General features: G+C 68.8%; 14 protein-coding genes and 1 pseudogene. 8 read left to right on the top strand and 7 right to left on the bottom strand.

What is annotated here, in order from left to right:
- Positions 1 to 163: 163 nt before the first annotated feature.
- Positions 164 to 1210 (bottom strand): zinc-binding dehydrogenase, encoded by a 1047-nt coding sequence (locus ABZ208_RS30935; RefSeq protein WP_356912755.1) that lies wholly within the window; start codon positions 1208 to 1210, stop codon positions 164 to 166.
- A 131-nt stretch (positions 1211 to 1341) separates the two neighbouring features.
- Positions 1342 to 4563: a cytochrome P450 gene (locus tag ABZ208_RS30930; RefSeq protein WP_356912754.1), complete on the bottom strand. Its 3222-nt coding sequence runs from the start codon at positions 4561 to 4563 to the stop codon at positions 1342 to 1344.
- A gap of 250 nt (positions 4564 to 4813) precedes the next feature.
- Between ABZ208_RS30930 and ABZ208_RS30925 the strand changes: the two genes are divergently transcribed.
- Both ABZ208_RS30925 and ABZ208_RS30920 read left to right on the top strand, forming a co-directional pair.
- Positions 4814 to 5416, top strand: coding sequence for a helix-turn-helix domain-containing protein (locus ABZ208_RS30925; RefSeq protein ID WP_356912753.1), 603 nt, complete (start codon positions 4814 to 4816; stop codon positions 5414 to 5416).
- Positions 5417 to 5675: 259 nt separating this feature from the next.
- Positions 5676 to 7496, top strand: a complete 1821-nt coding sequence (locus ABZ208_RS30920) for a glycoside hydrolase family 15 protein (protein WP_356912752.1) — start codon at positions 5676 to 5678, stop codon at positions 7494 to 7496.
- Positions 7497 to 7602: 106 nt separating this feature from the next.
- Here ABZ208_RS30920 and ABZ208_RS30915 read toward each other — a convergent pair whose 3' ends face one another.
- The 3 genes from ABZ208_RS30915 to ABZ208_RS30905 form a co-directional block, all read right to left on the bottom strand.
- Positions 7603 to 7932, bottom strand: coding sequence for an NIPSNAP family protein (locus ABZ208_RS30915; protein ID WP_356912751.1), 330 nt, complete (start codon positions 7930 to 7932; stop codon positions 7603 to 7605).
- A 70-nt stretch (positions 7933 to 8002) separates the two neighbouring features.
- Positions 8003 to 8422 carry an SsgA family sporulation/cell division regulator gene (locus tag ABZ208_RS30910; protein WP_356912750.1) on the bottom strand — a complete coding sequence of 140 codons (420 nt, stop codon included), beginning with the start codon at positions 8420 to 8422 and terminating at the stop codon, positions 8003 to 8005.
- A gap of 136 nt (positions 8423 to 8558) precedes the next feature.
- Positions 8559 to 8813, bottom strand: a complete 255-nt coding sequence (locus tag ABZ208_RS30905) for a hypothetical protein (protein WP_356912749.1) — start codon at positions 8811 to 8813, stop codon at positions 8559 to 8561.
- Positions 8814 to 9056: 243 nt separating this feature from the next.
- Here ABZ208_RS30905 and ABZ208_RS30900 point away from each other — a divergent pair, with 243 nt between their 5' ends.
- The 3 genes and pseudogenes from ABZ208_RS30900 to ABZ208_RS30890 form a co-directional block, all read left to right on the top strand.
- Positions 9057 to 9197, top strand: coding sequence for a hypothetical protein (locus ABZ208_RS30900; protein WP_356912748.1), 141 nt, complete (start codon positions 9057 to 9059; stop codon positions 9195 to 9197).
- A gap of 119 nt (positions 9198 to 9316) precedes the next feature.
- Positions 9317 to 9550 (top strand): ferredoxin, encoded by a 234-nt coding sequence (locus tag ABZ208_RS30895; RefSeq protein ID WP_356912747.1) that lies wholly within the window; start codon positions 9317 to 9319, stop codon positions 9548 to 9550.
- A pseudogene (locus ABZ208_RS30890) lies at positions 9502 to 9666 on the top strand (cytochrome P450); the annotation flags it as partial. The gene ABZ208_RS30895 and the pseudogene ABZ208_RS30890, both read left to right, overlap by 49 nt.
- A gap of 100 nt (positions 9667 to 9766) precedes the next feature.
- On the opposite strand, the gene ABZ208_RS30885 reads toward ABZ208_RS30890, so the two are convergent.
- Entirely contained in the window at positions 9767 to 10402 is a 636-nt protein-coding gene (locus ABZ208_RS30885; protein WP_356912746.1) for a TetR family transcriptional regulator, read from the bottom strand.
- A 399-nt stretch (positions 10403 to 10801) separates the two neighbouring features.
- Here ABZ208_RS30885 and ABZ208_RS30880 point away from each other — a divergent pair, with 399 nt between their 5' ends.
- The 3 genes from ABZ208_RS30880 to ABZ208_RS30870 all read left to right on the top strand — a co-directional run bounded on the left by ABZ208_RS30880 (position 10802) and on the right by ABZ208_RS30870 (position 15889).
- The gene (locus ABZ208_RS30880) at positions 10802 to 13261 is read left to right on the top strand and encodes a SpoIIE family protein phosphatase (RefSeq protein WP_356912745.1); all 2460 of its coding nucleotides are present in this window, start codon (positions 10802 to 10804) and stop codon (positions 13259 to 13261) included.
- 80 nt (positions 13262 to 13341) lie between these two features.
- A complete protein-coding gene (locus tag ABZ208_RS30875) occupies positions 13342 to 15741 on the top strand; it encodes a SpoIIE family protein phosphatase (protein WP_356912744.1) in 2400 nt (799 codons plus the stop codon).
- A gap of 19 nt (positions 15742 to 15760) precedes the next feature.
- Entirely contained in the window at positions 15761 to 15889 is a 129-nt protein-coding gene (locus ABZ208_RS30870) for a hypothetical protein (RefSeq protein ID WP_356912743.1), read from the top strand.
- 9 nt (positions 15890 to 15898) lie between these two features.
- Here ABZ208_RS30870 and ABZ208_RS30865 read toward each other — a convergent pair whose 3' ends face one another.
- Positions 15899 to 16945 (bottom strand): NAD(P)-dependent alcohol dehydrogenase, encoded by a 1047-nt coding sequence (locus ABZ208_RS30865; RefSeq protein WP_356912742.1) that lies wholly within the window; start codon positions 16943 to 16945, stop codon positions 15899 to 15901.
- Positions 16946 to 16955: the final 10 nt, after the last annotated feature.

The following is a 16955-nucleotide window of genomic DNA, read 5'->3' as shown; positions in this document are numbered from 1 at the left end:
GTGCAGGGCACCGACCTCATCTCATGGATCGACCGCCACCGCCACGACTCTGCTGCCGTCCACGCCCTCGCCGACCGCTTCCTGGCGATGGCGGGTCCCCTGAAGCACCGGCGCCCACTCACCCCTGCCCTGAGGTGGTCTTGATGAACTTTCTGTTCAGTTGTCAGGGGACGAGGATGAGGCGGATCGGGTCGCCGATCTTGTTCTCCAGCCGGTTGACCGCGTCGGCGGCCTCGGCGAGCGGGAGGTGGTCGGTGATGGAGGGGGCCAGGTCGAGACGGCCGACCTCGGCCAGCCGGACCAGCTCGGTGACGGACTCGGGGCTGCCGCCGTAGTGGCCGCGCACCTGCTTGCCCAGGTAGTTGAAGGTCAGGCCCTCGGTGATGGTGAGGGGCCTGGGGCTGATGCCGACCAGGATGAGGGAGCCGCCCAGGCCTAGCGCGGCGGCGGCCTGCTCGCGGACGGCGGGCACGCCGGCGCAGTCGAAGGCGAAGTCCAGGCCCCGTCCGGCGGTGGCCGCGCGGACCTGGTCGGCGAAGTCGGGGGCGGCCGGGTCCAGGGCGAAGTCCGCACCGAAGGCCAGGGCACGCTCCCGGGCGCCGGGCAGCGGGTCGACAGCGATGATCGGCGCGGCGCCGGCCAGGCGGGCGACGCGGACGTTGTGGGCGCCGACGCCGCCCACACCCCAGACGCCGACGGACTGTGCGGGGCGCACCCCCGCGGTGGTGACGACGGCGGCGTAGGGGGTGGAGACCGCGTCGGGGATGATCGCGGCCTGGTCGAAGGGGAGGTTGTCGGGGATGGGGATGAGGGTGTCCTCGCGGGCGAGGGTGTACTGGGCCCAGCCGCCGTCATAGTCGATGCCGGCGGTGCGCATCTGGGTGCAGGGGCGGCGGCGCACGCAGCCGGCGCACTGGCCGCACGTCTTGCCGGCCTCCAGGGTGACGCGGGTACCGACGGTCAGGCCGCGCTTGAGGTCGGAACCGAGGGTGTGGATCACCCCGGCGACCTCGTGACCGACGGTGACCGTGTCGGAGGTGGCGAACAGCGGGACGAGGGAGCCGTCGAGCAGGTGGACGTCCGACAGGCAGACGCCTGCGGCCTTCACCTCGATCAGGATTTCACCCGGGCCCGGTACGGGGACGGGGACCTCCTCCACGGCGAACTTCTTGCTGTCCAGGTGGAAGCGTCCGGCGAGCATGGTGTCCATGGTGCTCTGCTTTCTGTGAGCGGCACTCCCGGCGGTTCGGGCCGACGGGTGCCGTGTGGTGCCTCGTGGGTGAGTGGTGGCCGGGAGGGTGCGGGGTGTCGGGACCGCCGCACCCTCCCGGCGTCTGATGGTCAGGCGAAGACGTCCTGCTGGTAGCGCTCGTCCGCTTCCAGCTGGGCGAGCCACTGCTGGGCGGCCTCGTCGTCGCTGCCGGTGTGCTTGCGGTGGATGGAGGCGAGCGCCTCGCGAACGGCGGGTGCCATGCGGCGGCCGTCACCGCAGACGTAGATGTACGCGCCGTCTTCGATGGCCTGCCACACGGTGTCGGCGGCGCCTGCGATGGCGTTCTGCACGAACCGGGCCGGGTGGCCGGTCACCGCGGAGTAGGCGGTGTGCACCTGGGCGATCCCGGCCTGCTCCCAGTCCTGCATCTCCTGCCGGTAGAAGTAGTCGTGCTCCGGGTGGCGGCAGCCGACGAAGACCTGGGACAGGCCCACCTCGATGCCGTTCTCCTGCTGCGAGGCGCGCTCCTCCAGGAATCCGCGCAGCGGCGCGATGCCGGTGCCCGGGCCGATGAGGACCAGCGGCGTGGCCGGATCGACCGGCGGGGCAAAGGTCGGGGAGGGCACCCGCACGTAGCCGTAGAAGACGTCTCCGGGCTCGAGACCGCCGATGTACGACGAGCAGGTGCCGCGGTACTGGCCGTCACCGGACAGGGCCGGGCCTTCCAGCAGGCCCACGGTCAGGCGCACGTGGCGCGGGTTGGCCAGCGGGGCGGAGGAGATGGAGTAGAACCGCGGGCGGATCGGGCCCGTCATGTCCAGGAAGACCGCCAGCGGCAGCTCGACCGCCGGGAAGCGCTCCAGAAGGCCCAGCACGGAGACCCGCTTGCCCAGGATCTCGGTCTGGTAGCGCTCCTCGGATTCGGCGGTGTCGGCCGTGTAGGCCTGCAGCTGCGGCCGGGTCCACGGGCACTGGGTGTACTCGGCCAGCGTCTGTATCTGGGAGCGGGTGGCCACGTCCTGCAGCTCCAGGAACTCGGTGAGCAGCAGGCCTGCGGTCACGGGGGTGCCCACCGGGAGGTGGGTGCGGCCGCCGGTCGGCAGGTCCAGGCGCAGAACCTGGTCACGGTCGACGCCGAGCCCCGCCAGGGCGCGATTGACGAGCGCGGGCTCGTTCTTGGCGAAGACGGCCAGGTGGTTGCCGGTGTCGTAGGTGACACCCTCGGGCAGCTCGATGGTGATGGACTTCGCGGACGGGCGCGGCGGCTCGATGCTGAAGTCCCACAGGCCGGTCGCGTCGGCCACAAGTTCCTCGTTGACCACGACCGTGAGGGGGTAGGCCTGCTCGGAGACGATCGCGGGGCGCACGTCGGCCTCGGTGAGCAGCTGCACCTCGAAGCGCGGCCCGCTCGCCTCCGAGGTGTCGGCAGCGTACTCCTCGGCCAGGGTCGTCCACAGGGTGTCCATCCAGCGGGTGGCCATGCCGTCGAAGTCACCGGCGGCATCCGCGATGCCGCGTTCGATGACGGGGGTGGCGCCGGCGGCCAGCAGGCCTGCTTCGATCCGCTTGGGGAAGCCCTGGTAGGTGGCCACCCACTGGGTGTTGCCGGCGCCCAGCAGCGCGAACCGCACGTTGGACAGCGAGCCCTCCGGGAGTCCGGCGGCGATCAGGTCGTCGAAACGCTGCGCGTTGTCCGGGGCCTTGCCGTTGTAGCTGGAGGCGACGACCACGAGCAGGCCCTCGGTGGGCAGGTTGTCGCCCAGCTCGTCCAGGCCGACCAGGGTGGTGCCGAACCCGGAGCGCTCGCTGCGGTCGGCAATGGTGCGCGCGAGGTCCTCGCACGAGCCGAGGCTGGAGCCGTAAGCGACGGTCAGGTTCACCCCGACACCGCTGACCGCGGTCTGCTGCTGCGTGTCGTCGGTCTGCAGGTCCGCGGCGCCGAAGACGGTGCGCTCGTGCTCCTGACGGGTACGCACGTTCAGTTCGAAGCCGCCGGGCTTGCGCGTCAGCGCCTCCTTGACGTCCATCTTGTAGTCGGTCGTGTCGGAGAACTTGAACTTCTGCAGCACCAGTGCGAGGGCCAGACGGGCCTCGGTGAGCGCGAACTGCCGGCCGATGCAGGCACGCACACCGTTGCCGAACGGCTTGTAGGCGTGCGGGTGGTGGTTCACCCGGTTCTCCGGCAGCCACCGGTTGATGTCGAACTCCTCCGGCCGGTCCCACGCCTTGGGGTGGGTGTGCAGCGGGCCCTCGAGGATGTTGACCTGTGCTCCCTTCTTCAGCTCGTAGCAGCCGCCGATGACGGTGTCCTCGATCGGCGACTTGCCGATCATCGGGATGGGAGCCCACAGGCGCAGGGTCTCCTCCAGGATCCGCGGGATCACGTCCATCTGCATGATCGTGTCGTAGTCCGGGACCGTGTCGCCCGGCATGAGCCGGTCCACCTCGGCGTAGGCCTGGGCCAGGATGTGCGGGTTGCGCATCAGCGAGTACGTGGCGAACGACAGCAGACCACTGGTGGTCTCGTGACCGGCGATCAGGAACGTCACCACCTGGTCACGGACGTTGTCGTCGTCCAGCCGCTTTCCGGTCTCCGGGTCGGTGGCCTCCAGCATCAGACCCAGCAGGTCCTCCTCACCCGTGCCCTTCCCCTGCCGGCGCTCCTTGATCACATTCTCGACCAGGTCCCGCATCAGCTGGACGTTCTCGCGGTACTTCTTGTCATCACCCTTGCGGAGCTTGGTCATCATCGGCAGCTCCTGCGAGCGCCGCAGCGACTCCACCAGCGACTCCAGCAGCGCGTTGAGGAAGGGGTGCAGCTCCTCCTTGGCGAAGGAGTCGAACCGGTAGCCGAATCCCGACAGGGCGATGGTGTCCAGGGTGAGCCGGGTGTAGTCGTCGGTGATGTTGACCGGCCGGCCCTCCTTGCGCTCCCACTTGCCCACGAGGTTCTGGGCGATCTCCAGCATCTGCCCGTAGTAGGCCTTCATGGCCCGCTGGCTGAACGCCGGCAGGAGGATCCGGTGCGCCATGCCCCATTCCTCCTCGTGCTGGTGGGCCGTGAACAGGCCCGCACCCGTGAAGTCCCGCACATGGTTCAGCGGCGTCTTCTCGATCTGCTTGAAGAACCGCGTCTCGTCGCAGACCTCGGCCACCAGGTCCGGGTCGGAGACGAAGACCTGCTCGATGCCGGCGATCTCCATGCCATAGATGCCCTCGGGGAACTGCTTGGACAGCTCGCCGAAGTACTCCACCGGGTTGGTGCTGGGGATCTGCGGCGTGTGGCCGAGGAAGGGGACCCCGCGCGGAGACCGGATGGGTCGCAGGTCGTTCTTGGACTGGGTGGACATGGCTTGCTCCTTCAGGCAGGGGAGGGAATGGGGCAAGGGCGCCGGTCGATGCGTGGTGCATCACAGAAACATACGCCGTATGGAATTAGTACCGTACGCCGTATGGAAAGCAACTGCAACCCCCGGAGCCGCGCGAGCGGCCGTGATGCCGCCGTGCGGCCGAGGTCATTTCCATACGCAGTACGAAACTGATAGCGTCCGGGGCATGGAAAAGGTGAAGCGTCCCCCGCGGGGAACCAGGAAGAGGGACGTGCCTCTGACCGAGGCCGGGATCTATGCCGCTGCCCTGCGGCTCATCGACGCGGACGGGGTCGAGGCGCTCACCATGCGCAAACTCGCGACCGCGCTCGATGCGAACCCGATGTCGCTGTACCACCACGTGCCGAACAAGGACGCCCTGCTACGCGGCGTGGCGAGAATGGTCGGCACCCAGTTCCGCACCGTGACACTGGAGGACGCTCCCTGGCAGGAGCGCATCCGCCTGCTCGCCACGGATTTCCGGACGCTGGCGCACCGCCACCCCAACCTGATGGCCTACTCGTTCAGCCACCAAGCAGACTTCATCCAGCCCGAAGACCCGTTCTGGATTGCGCTCGCCGCGATCCTGGACGCCGCCGGGGTGCCGCACTCCGAGCTCCCGCAGATCGCCGCTCTCGTGTGCGCCGTCATCACCGGTGTCCTCACCGCCGAGCTCAATGGCGCGCTCCACCGGTGGTCGAGCCTCAAACCCCCCACTGTCGGCGAAGACGGGCTCGCCCATCCAGGCCGTGACGAGAACCGCGTCTTCCGCCTGGCGCTGGACGCCACGATCGTCGGCGTGGAGAGCCATATCGCACAAACCCGCAAGCACTGACGGAGCGGAGCGGCCGCCGTGGGCTCCGCCGACGAAGACTTCTTCGCCGCCTGAAGCGCCTGGGCGCAAAGGCGGCGAAGCGGCGGACGTGGGCGGCGACGTTGCGTGCCCGGTCGCTCACGTGCGCAGGTTCGACCGCATCGCGGCCGGAGGGCAGACCCCTGCTCGTCCGGTGCTCGATGCCGTCACCGGGCCGACCTGATGCCCCTGCGATCGGGAAGGGCCACAGTAGAGGCAGGAGTACAGGGAGGCTGCTGCGATGTCCGGAGCACCGACACAGCACACTTCAGCGCCATATCTCCCGATCGCCGAACACGGCTTGATCGGGGATCTGCGCACGGCCGCCCTGGTGGGCACCGACGGGACCATCGACTGGTACTGCTGCCCCTCCTTCGACTCCCCGAGTGTGTTCGCCGCGATCCTGGACGCGGACCGGGGCGGGGCGTTCGAGCTGTCCGCCGCCGTGCCGGCCGGCACCAAGCAGTTCTACTTCCCGGACACCAATGTGCTGATCACCCGGTTCTTCACCGAGGACGGGCTGGGAGAGATCCAGGACTTCATGCCGGTGGCGGAGGCCGGTAAGGCCGAGCGCCACCGGCTGATCCGGCGGGTGGTGTGCGTCCGCGGAACGATTCCGTTCCAAGCCCGGGTGGCCCCACGGTTCGGCTACGGCGCCCACCGGCACACCCTGCGGCTCCTGGAGGGGGCTGCTCTGTTCGCTTCCGAGGCGCTGACACTGGCGCTGACCGCCACGGTCCCTCTGGAGTGCGACGAGCAGGATGTCCGGACGGAATTCACACTGTCCCGGGGCGAGACGGCGGTCTTCGCCCTCGACCGGGTCACCGGTGAAACTCCGCCGCACGGCTGCCCGCTCGCCGAGGCCGAGCACGAGTTCACCGCCACGGTCGCCTTCTGGCGACGCTGGCTGCAGCAGTCCCGCTACCGCGGCCGATGGCGGGAGATGGTGCACCGCTCCGCCCTCACCCTCAAGCTGCTCACCTACGCCCCCACCGGCGCCATCGTGGCAGCCCCCACCACCAGCCTGCCCGAGCAGATCGGCGGCGGCCGCAACTGGGACTACCGCTATGCGTGGGTGCGCGACTCCGCGTTCGCCGTCTATGCGCTGCTCAGGCTCGGCTTCGCCGAGGAGGCCGAAGCGTTCATGGGCTTCCTCACTCACCACAACGACCGGCGCGAGGGCCCCGCCGGACCGCTGCAGATCATGTACGGCATCGACGGACGCGCCGAGTTGCCCGAACGCGAGCTCTCCCACCTGGAGGGCTACCGGGGCTCGGCGCCCGTCCGGGTCGGCAACGACGCCGTCAACCAGCTTCAGCTCGACATCTACGGCGCCCTGATCGACTCCGTGTACCTCTACGACATGTGGTGCCAGCCTCTGACCAGCGGCCAGTGGCGCGCGGTGTGCGACCTGGTGAACTGGGTCTGCCGGCACTGGGACCAGCCGGACGAGGGCGTGTGGGAGACCCGCGGCGGGCGCAAGAAGTTCCTCTACTCCCGCCTCATGTGCTGGGTGGCCATAGACCGCGCCATCCGCATCGCCCACCGCCGCGGCCTGCCCGCCGAGCTCATCCGCTGGGGCCCGGTCCGCGACACGATCTACCAGCAGATCATGGACAAGGGCTGGTCCTCCGCCCGGCAGGCGTTCGTCCAGTACGAGGGCGGCGACGTGCTGGACGCCGCGGTGCTGATGATGCCGCTGACCAAGTTCATCGCTCCCCACGACCCCGTGTGGCTGTCCACCCTCGACGCCCTCGGCAACGAACTGGTCTCCGACTCCCTGGTCTGGCGCTACGACCCCGAGGCCAGCCCCGACGGCCTGGAAGGCGACGAAGGCACCTTCTCCATCTGCTCGTTCTGGTACGTCGAGGCCCTCACCCGCGCCGGTCGACTGGACGATGCCCGCCTGGCCTTCGAGAAGATGCTCACCTACGCCAACCATCTCGGCCTGTACGCCGAGGAGATCAGCCACACCGGAGAGCAACTGGGCAACTTCCCGCAGGCGTTCACCCACCTCGCCCTCATAAGCGCCGCCTTCAACCTCGACCGCGCCCTGGGCTGACCGCCGCCTTGCATGGCAGGAACTGCACACGGCTCTCCGCCCCGCAGGCGCGGCGCTCCGACACGAACGAGAAGGCCGCCGCAGATTTCGAGCGGCTCGGTGCCTGTCACCGCAAGGGTGAGTCGGCGGTGGGTGTCAGCACGGACTCGGCGACATCGACGATCTGACCGATGTCGAAGCCCTCCATGTCTGCGCGGAATTCGGGGCTGGACAGGTACGCCTCCAGCCGCTCCTGAACGTCGTCGGCGTCCCGGTAGGAAACGAGGGCGTACAGCTGGGAGGCCGCACTCCCGGGAGCTGCCGGCCCCGTCCAGACGCCGTGTGTGGTGATCCTGTGCTTGGCCATACCGGGAATGTGCCTGGACCAGATGTCCTCGTAGGCGACGAGCGCCTCAGGGCTGCGCAGTGTGTAGACACGAAGCTGGTACTGGGACATGAACTCTCTTTCCTTCTCTTCTGTGACCGGGGCAAAGATGCCCCTCTGCAAGGCAGTTGGGAGGCTTCTCTCAGCCTTTCGCGAACAGGTTCGCCAGTTCGACGTTCCAGTCGATGTGTCCGGACTCGGTACCCCGTGGCACCAGCGCCTCCGTGTTCTCCAGGAAGGTCCTGACGTCCTGCACGGGAACCTCGAGCAAGGCGGTGCCCGCGGGGGACCCGAGGACGATGTACATCGCCTGGTCACCACGGCCAACGGCAGGCCAGATCCGGACGTCCCCACAGCCTGCGGAACCCCTCAGGCCATCGGCCAGAAGATCACGCCCCAGGACCCATTCGACCGGCTCGTCAGCGTCGGTGAAAAAGGCGGCACGGACGACGTAGGGGTCAGTGGGCTCGTAACGCAGGCTCATGCACATGGACAGCGAGGAGGTGCGCGAGATGACAAGCTGCACGGCCACCCCCTGCATCACGGTCTTCAAAGGCTCCATCGACTTTCACTCCAAGGTGTCTCTGCCTCGGCTGCGCCCCGCTGCCGGACCGCCGCCGGGCCGGCAGCGAAGAGGCAACGAAGGCAGAGGCGTTACAGCAGGGCGGGCGCCGGAGCGCCGGCCGCCTGTGCGACGGTCAGCGACTGCCGGTCTCAGCCCGGCCGTCGTGGTGCCGGCCACGGATCTCGTCCCAGGAGTAGCCCTGCTCGAGCAGGTAGCCGACACCGTGGTCCCAGCGGTAGTCGTCGGCGTTGACGCCGACGGCCGGGCGTTGGACGGGTGCGGATGCAGAGGTCCCGGCCGAAGCGCCACTCCCGGCACCGAGTACGGCGACACCCGCGACCGCCACGGAGAAAGCGGTGACGGCAACGCGCCTCGTGAGCTTCTTCATGGTCTTTCCTTCCCGATTGGTGCGAGCTGCACCATCGACTGCATGCAGGCGATGGGCGGCGCCTGGCGCGGTCAACCACTTCCATACGGCGTATGGAAGTGCCCTCCCAGGATTACCATACGACGTATGGAACTGTCGAGGCGGCGGAAATGGTCCGCACGGCCGGCAGCGGCATGAACACCTCGACGTGCTCGCCGAGACCGCGTCGGCCGCCTGGACGAAGTCCGCCTCGCCTTCGAGAAGATGCTCACCTGCATCGACCATCTCGGGCTCTGTACCGAGGAGATCAGTGACATCGGCGAACAACCGGACAATCATTTCCGGGCGTTCACCCACGTTTCCTTCATCGGTTCGGCCTTCGGACTCGACCACACCCTGGGCTGAGCCGTCGCCCTGGGCGGACGAGCTGCCCGAGATTTCCGTCTCCGGAGCCGTGGCGTGCGGGCGCCCGAGTCCGGCCCCGCCGGAAACGAGGGCGTGAGACAACGGAGGGAGCGGTGAGGATGCAGACCGTTGTGGATCTCACGCACTGCCAGGGCTGTGCGCAATGCGTGCCCCTCGCACCGGAGGTGTTCCAGCTGCACGGGGAGGAGGGGTTGCCGTATGCCACGGCCGTCCCCGACGACCGGGTCGAGCGCGCGCCGGGCCTCCCGGCGCAAGCGATCTTTGGTGCTGCTCGGCCAGGCCTACCGCCACGCTGCTCCTCATCGCCGGACACGAGACCACGGTCAACCTGATCACCAACGGGGTGTTCACCCTGCTGCGCCAACCCGAGCACCTGGACCAGCTGCGCCGCGACCCTGGCCTGCTGCCGCAGGCGGTGGAGGAACCACTGCGCTACGAACCTCCCGTGCTGAGGCTGCGGGGCGGCGACAGCAGGCGCGAGAGACCAGCCACCCCGGCACCTTACGCAGGCCGCGGGAACCGGTGCACAGTCGGCAACAAGATCCTCTTCACGCTGCAGCAGGAAGGGGACGCCGGGCGAGGTCACGGGCCTCATCCGGGGAGAGGCCGAGCATGTGCAGGATCATCTCGGCCATGATGCCCGCGGCCTGGCCACTGTCGGCCTCTGGCTGGTTGCACCACAGCTCCAGGAGCGCCAGCAGGCTGCCATTCAGCGCGGTCAGGGCGATCACCGGGTCGACCACGGTGAACCGGCCTGCGGCCATGCCCTGCTCGACGTCACGCTTCGCGCGCGGAGCCAGTCCGTCGCCGGCGCATATCCGACCGAGCTCGCTGTGACACAGGATCTGCATGACCTCCGGGTACGACTCGGCCATGCGCGCGCTGAGCCGCACGCCCCCGGCGAGGCGCTCGGCGGGATCATCGACGCCGCGCAGGCGTTCGTCGACGGCCTGGGCGTACTCCTCCAGCGCATCGGCCACGGCCGCGTCGAACAGGTCCGGCTTGCCCGTGAAGTGGTTGTAGAAGGAGCCGAGGCCCACGTCCGCGCGCTCCGCGATGGCATGGATGCTGGCGCTGGTGCCACCGGACTCGGCCAGGATCTGCCGCGCAGCGCGGAGGAGTGCCTGGCGGGTCTCGGCCCGGCGGCGTTCGAATCGGTTCCTGCGTGGGGCTGACATCGGCATGCTCCATGAATAAGAGCAGCAGTTCTGATGAATTCATCATTGCACTGCCCGCCTCGACCGTCCACCCAGGCGCACCCATCCCGACGCCGCGGCGGCGTGATGTGACAGCACACGACCACATCTGAGCATTTCATCAGTTTCGTGGGACTTGACGATTAAGCGATCGTATCTGACTATTTCATCAGAAGTGGACAAAGTCGTCCAAAGTTGGCAGATGTCGCGCCGGTGAACGCTCAACCGTCGGCGAGGCCGCTCGCTACATCGCACGCCCGGCGCGGTCGGTCCCACCGGGGCGATCCTCAGCACCCGGCCGTCACCGTTCCACCACGGCTACGGATCGGACCGGCTCCGTGCCTGCCGACGCTGTTCTCACACCTCCGCACCGATGGGAAGAACCGGATGACGAAGACCGACCACGCGCCACTCGCCGAGGCGGTGAGCCCCCGAGAGATACCCGATGCGGCAATAGCGATGCTCGATGCGGAGGGGACCGTGGTGGGGTGGACGCACGCCGCTGAGCATCTTGTCGGGTACTCGGCCAAAGAAGTGGTGGGCCGGTCCGCCGCACACTTGCTGCCGCCCGCAGAACACGCCCCGAGTGCTTCAGCATTCGCCGAGCAGTGCCGTGCCCAGGATGGCTGGTCCGGCACCGTGACGGTCCGCCACCGCGACGGCCACGCCATCAAAATGACGCTGCGGATCTCGCTGCTGTGGGGGCAGGACGCCGGCACCCGGTGGCTGGTGTCCGTGACCGACGTAGGCACACTGTCCTCGGGGGCATCCAACGGAGCTGTGCGGGAGTCGCTCCTGGCCCACACACCGGTCGGCATCACCGTCTATGACCCGCAGCTGCGCTGTACGTGGGTGAACGACGTCATGGAGCGCTACGACGGCACTCCTCGTGACCGACGGTTCGGACGCCGCCTGCATGACTCGCTGCCTGCCGTCGAGGCCGAAGCGCTCGAGGTGGTGATGCGGCAGGTGCTGAAAAGCGGCACCACCATGGTCCACGAGTACCGGGCGTGGTCGTCGGCGGACCGGCGCGGGGAGCACGCGTTCTCGGCCTCGTTCTTCTGCCTCCAGGACGCGGACGGCGCGGCACTGGCGGTGTGCTCCATGAGCGTGGACGTCACCGGCAACCGGCGGGCGCGCGAGCGCCTTGCCATCCTCAGCGAGGCCGGCACGCGCATCGGCAGCACCCTCGACGTCATGCGGACCGGGCAGGAACTGGCCGACCTTGCCGTGCCACTGCTGGCCGACCACGCACTCGTCGACCTGGTGGAATCGGTTCCGTTCGGCCTGGAACCCTCGGCAGGAACCGGCAAGGTGAGCGGCCGCCCCCATCTGATGCGCCGTGCCGGTCTGGCCTCCATCGACCTGGGCCTCCTGGAGTTCCCGTGGATGCGCGAAGAGGTGGTCCACCCCTTCCCGAACTCGCTGTTCGACACCGCCCTGCGCACGGGCAGGTCTTACCTGGAACCGGTGCTGGACACCCATTCAGGCCCCTGGGTCAACCACGACCCGGTGCGGACGCAGAAGGTCCGAGCCTCCGGCGTCCACTCTTTGATGGTCGTACCCATCCGTGCGCGGCGCTGTGTGCTGGGACTGGCACTATTCGGCCGCTCCAAGGAGCCGACGCCGTTCCAGGAGGACGACCTGCTCCTCGCCGAGGAGCTCGTCACCCGGGCCGCGCTCAGCCTCGACAACGCTCTCCAGTACGCGCGCCAACGCAGCGCGGCCCTGACGCTCCAACGCGACCTGCTTCCCCACCATGTGGGAGGCGGCGCCGCCGTCGATGTGGCCTCGCGCTACGTGCCGGCTGACATGGACCACGGCGTGGGGGGCGACTGGTTCGACGTGATCAAGCTGTCCGGCGCCCGGGTGGCCCTCGTCGTCGGAGATGTGGTCGGACACGGCATCAACGCCGCGGCGACGATGGGCCGATTGCGCACCGCTGTCCGCACGCTCGCGGACATGGAATTGCCTCCCCACGAACTGCTGTCGCACCTCGATGACACGGTCAGACGGCTGAGCGAGGAAGATGCCGACGCTCCGGACGAGGTCCCCGCGGTGGTGGGCGCCACCTGTCTGTATGCCGTCTACGACCCGGTCACCCGGCGGTGCACGATGGCGCGGGCCGGGCATCCCCCGCCCGCGGTCATCGACCCGCAGGGCCGTATCACTTTCCCCGACATGCCCGCCGGGGCCCCGCTCGGCCTCGGCCTCGGTCTGGTCCCCTTCGAGTCCGTGGAACTGGAACTGCCCGAGGGAACTCTGCTCGCGCTCTACACCGACGGTCTGGTCGAGTCCCGCGACGACGACATCGACGTGGGCCTGGATCGCCTGGGCGCCGTCCTGGCACAGACCGGTTCGTCCCTGGAAGACCTGTGCTCTCAGGTGATCGAGACCCTGGCGACTCAGGCCCCGGCCGACGATGTCACCCTGCTCCTTGCGCGGACTCGGGGACTCGAACCGGCCCAGGTCGCCTCCTGGGAACTGCCGCACGAGCCGTCCGCCGTCCGCGTCGCCCGACAGGCAGCCGCCCGTCAACTCAGCGAATGGGGGCTTGGGCATCTGGTGACCAGCGTGAAGCTGATCGTCAGTGAACTGGTCACCAACGCCATCCGCTACGGCGGCGGGCCCATACGCCTACGGCTCATCCAGCACCAGGTCTTGACCTGCGAAGTCTCCGACAGCAGCACCAACCACCCACGCCCCCGTCATCCCCACATCGACGAGAACGGCCGCGGTCTTTTCCTCGTCGCTCAGTTGTCCCGCAGGTGGGGCTCCCGCTCCGGGGCGGACGGCAAGGTCGTCTGGGCCGAACAAGACCTGCCGTCCAAAGCCGTTGCGGTGTGACGCGCTGCCGACCAGGGCGGCCGACGGCCGCCACAGCATGCAGATCTCTCGAGCCGCAGGCTCTCGTAAGGAAGCCAGAGATGGATATAGAGAGTGTCAAGAACGCCTACTCGGCAGGCGGTTCCGGTCCCGTCGGCAGTTTGTACGCCTTCGACTGCCTGGCAGCCGCCGTGCTCGACCATCGAGGCGCGATGGTGGGGTGGACCGGGACGGCAGAGAACCTGACGGGATTCCGCGCAGAGGAGGTCTGCGGCCGCCCCGTGCAGGAACTGGTGGCCGACCTCACGGACGACCTGCGCAGCGCCACACAGATGCCGGAATCCGGCCGGGCACGGCTGCGGCACCAGAACGGCAGCACCATCGATGTCACGTTCCGGACCACAAAGGTGGAGGGCTCGGAGGAGGTCCTCGTCCTGGCGGCACCCACCCACCACGTCGCCGACCACGAGCAGGGCGCAGCGCTCCTGCGCGCACTGTCCGCACAGAACCGGATCACGATCGCTCTGCACGACACGGATCTCACCACTGTGCAAACGAACGCCACGCCGGGCGACGGCCGTCCAGTGGCGCCCGGCACTCGGCTGCGCGACGTGCTCTGTGCCGAGGACGCCGAGAACCTCGAGGCAGTACTGCGCCAGGTACTCGACATGGGTGTCCCGGTGGTCCGCAAGAACCTGCAAGTGAGCTGGCGGCACGATCCGGCGCGGCAGCACGCGCTGTCTCTGTCCGCCTTCCGTCTGGAGGACGCGCGACGACGCCCCACGGGGGTGGCAGCCCTGTACATCGACAGCGCCGACCACCTGCGTGCCCGCCGCAATCTGGAGCTCGCCCGCGAGGTGGCCGAGCAGGTGGGAGGATCCCTGGATGTCGTGCGCACCGCGCAGGACCTCGCGGACGTTCTCGTACCCGCGTTCGGGGATCTCGCCGGAGTCGACCTTGCGCACTGCGTTTTCGACGGGGAAGAACCCTCGAAGCAGCTGGGCGGTGGGGACATGGGTAACGCGGCCCTTGCGCCGGCCACCGCAGCGTGGCCGGCCGGCATCAAGCGTGGCGACCCCATCCCGCCCCTTCCCGACCACCCCCTCCTGCGCAGCGTCCGACACGGCGAGACAGTCGTCTTCGCGCTTGACGACTTCATCGCCATGGTCGGCGACCCGCAGCTGGTCGAGTATCTCGTCCCGAAGGACGCCCATTCGGTGATGGTGGCACCGTTGCATGCCCGCGGGCTCACGCTCGGCGCCATATCGGCCTGGCGCTGCGGCCGATCCGACCCCTTCACCGAGGACGAGGTGGATCTGATGAGGCAGATCGCCTCACGGGGTGCGCTCGCCATCGACAACGCCCGCCGCTACACGCGCGAGCACAGGGCGGCCGTGGCTCTGCAGCAGCTCCTCCTTCCCCCGGCCACGACCGACACTCCGGCAGCCGAGACCGCCGGCGTCTACCTGCCCGCAGGCGGCGGAGCGGGCACCAGCGGCGACTGGTACGACGCCATTGCCTTGCCCTCTCTCCGGCTGGCTCTTGTCGCCGGAGACGTCGTCGGCCATGGCATACCCGCAAGCGCCACCATGGGCCGCCTGCGCACCGCCATCCAAACGCTCGCCGACCTGGAACTGGAGCCGGACGAGTTGCTCACCCGGATCGCAGACCTGGTCCAGCGCCTCGCAGCCGAAGCACCGCTCGGCGACCACGACGACGTCGGCGCCACCTGCCTGTACGCGGTCTACGACCCGGTCACCAGGCGCTGCGCCATAGCCAGTGCCGGCCACCCGCCACCCGTCCTGGTCCGGCCCGACGGGACCACCGAAGTCGTCGCAATCTCCCCGGGACCACCACTCGCCATCGGCGGCCTGCCGTACGAGACCACCACGATCGACCTCGAGCCGGGCAGCGTCCTCGCCCTCTACACCGACGGCCTGGTCGAACACCGCGACCGCGACATCGACCAAGGGCTGCGGTGCCTGACGGATGCCCTCGCCGCGTCCTGCCGTCCGGATCGCCCTCTGGACGAAACCGGCCGGGCTCTCCTCGCCGGCCTGACAGACCAAGCGCCGCGCGACGACGCGACGCTGCTCCTGGCCCGCACCCGCGCCGTCCCGGCGGAGAACACCGCTCACTGGGAAATCCCGGCCGACCCTGCCGCCGTCTCCAAGGCCCGAGAATGGATAACCCGCCAACTCACCACGTGGGGGCTGCAGGACCTCCTCTTCACCACCGAACTCATCGCCAGCGAACTGGTCACCAACGCCATCCGCTACGGCCGTGCACCGGCGGAGCTGCGGCTCATCCGCCACAACGTCCTGGTGTGCGAGGTCACCGACTCCAGCAGCACCCAGCCCCGTCTACGGCGCGCCCACACCACCGACGAGGGAGGACGCGGTTTGTTCCTCGTCGCCCAGCTCGCCGAACGCTGGGGCTGCCGCCATGGCCAGAACCGCAAGACGATCTGGTCCGAACAGCCCATCGAGTGCCCCCGCTGACCGGAGCCTGGCCGAAGGCATGGCCGTCCTGGCGAACATGGGCCGGCAGATCCTGCTCGCCATGGGCCTGGCCACCACCGACCTGGGCGTCATCGCCCAGGTCCGGCCAGGCGCAACGCTGCGGGTCGGCACCGGCCCGGTCGCCTGATGACAGTACTCACGAGTGGGGGGTGATGACGGCGCGTCCTTGGATCTTGCCGTCGTGCAGGAGCTGGTACGCCTCGTTGGCGCGTTCCAAGGGGAAGTGCTCGACCAGCATTTTGATCTTTTGCTGCTGGGCGAGCGTGATCACTTCCATCAGTTCGGGAAGGGAGCCCCAGTAGGGCGAGGCGACCGAGCACTCGTGCGGTGGGCTCGAGAAGTTGACGGGCAGGGCTCCGCCGCCGAGGCCGACGATGGTCAGGTGGCCAAGCACCCTGGCCACCTGAGCAGCCATGCGCAGAGTCGGCTCTATGCCGACCATGTCCAGCACGAGCTGGGCGCCCTGCTGCTCCGTCATGTCCTTGATGCGCGTGACTGCCTCCTCGCCCGAGAGCAGCACCTCGTCCGCACCCATGCGCTTGGCGATCTCCAGCTTGCCGGCATCGGTGTCCACGGCGACGACGGCGGTCGCCGCGCTGAGCGCTCGCACCATCTGGATGGCCATCTGGCCCAGACCGCCCACCCCGATCACCACCGCGGTCGAGCCCGGCCTCAGCAGGTGCACCGATCGTTTGACGGCGTGATAGCTGGTCAGCCCCGCGTCGCTGAGCGGGGCGGCCTGGCGGGGGTCGAGGGTGCCCAGCGGAATCAGGAATCGCGCCGCCGGGACCAGCAGGTACTCAGCCATTCCGCCGTCGTCACCGCTTCCCAGGCCCCCGCCCTGACCACTTACCTTCTGGCAGTAGTTCTCCCGGCCCTCCCGGCAGTTGGCGCACGCCCCACAGCCCCAGGGGCCATAGACCATCACAGGGTCTCCGGGCGCGAACCCGGTGACACCCGATCCCAGTCTCTCCACCCATCCCGCATTCTCATGGCCGAGCGTGAAGGGCAGTTCCGTGGCGAAACCGGGTGGTGGTCCGGGTGCCTCCATGATGTGCAGATCTGAGTGGCACGCACCGGCACCCCCGACCTTCACCAGGACCTGCCCCGGCCCGGGCTCGGGCACCGGCACCTCGCGCAGCTCGGGCGGTTGCTGCCATCCGACCAGTTGAAAAGCCCGCATAGCGATCCTT

Origin of the sequence: Streptomyces sp. NPDC006208 (assembly GCF_040613775.1) — a bacterium.
Taxonomy (GTDB): domain Bacteria; phylum Actinomycetota; class Actinomycetes; order Streptomycetales; family Streptomycetaceae; genus Streptomyces.
The sequence above is the reverse complement of the archived record's forward strand: the minus strand, read 5'-3'. Positions and strand labels throughout refer to the sequence as shown.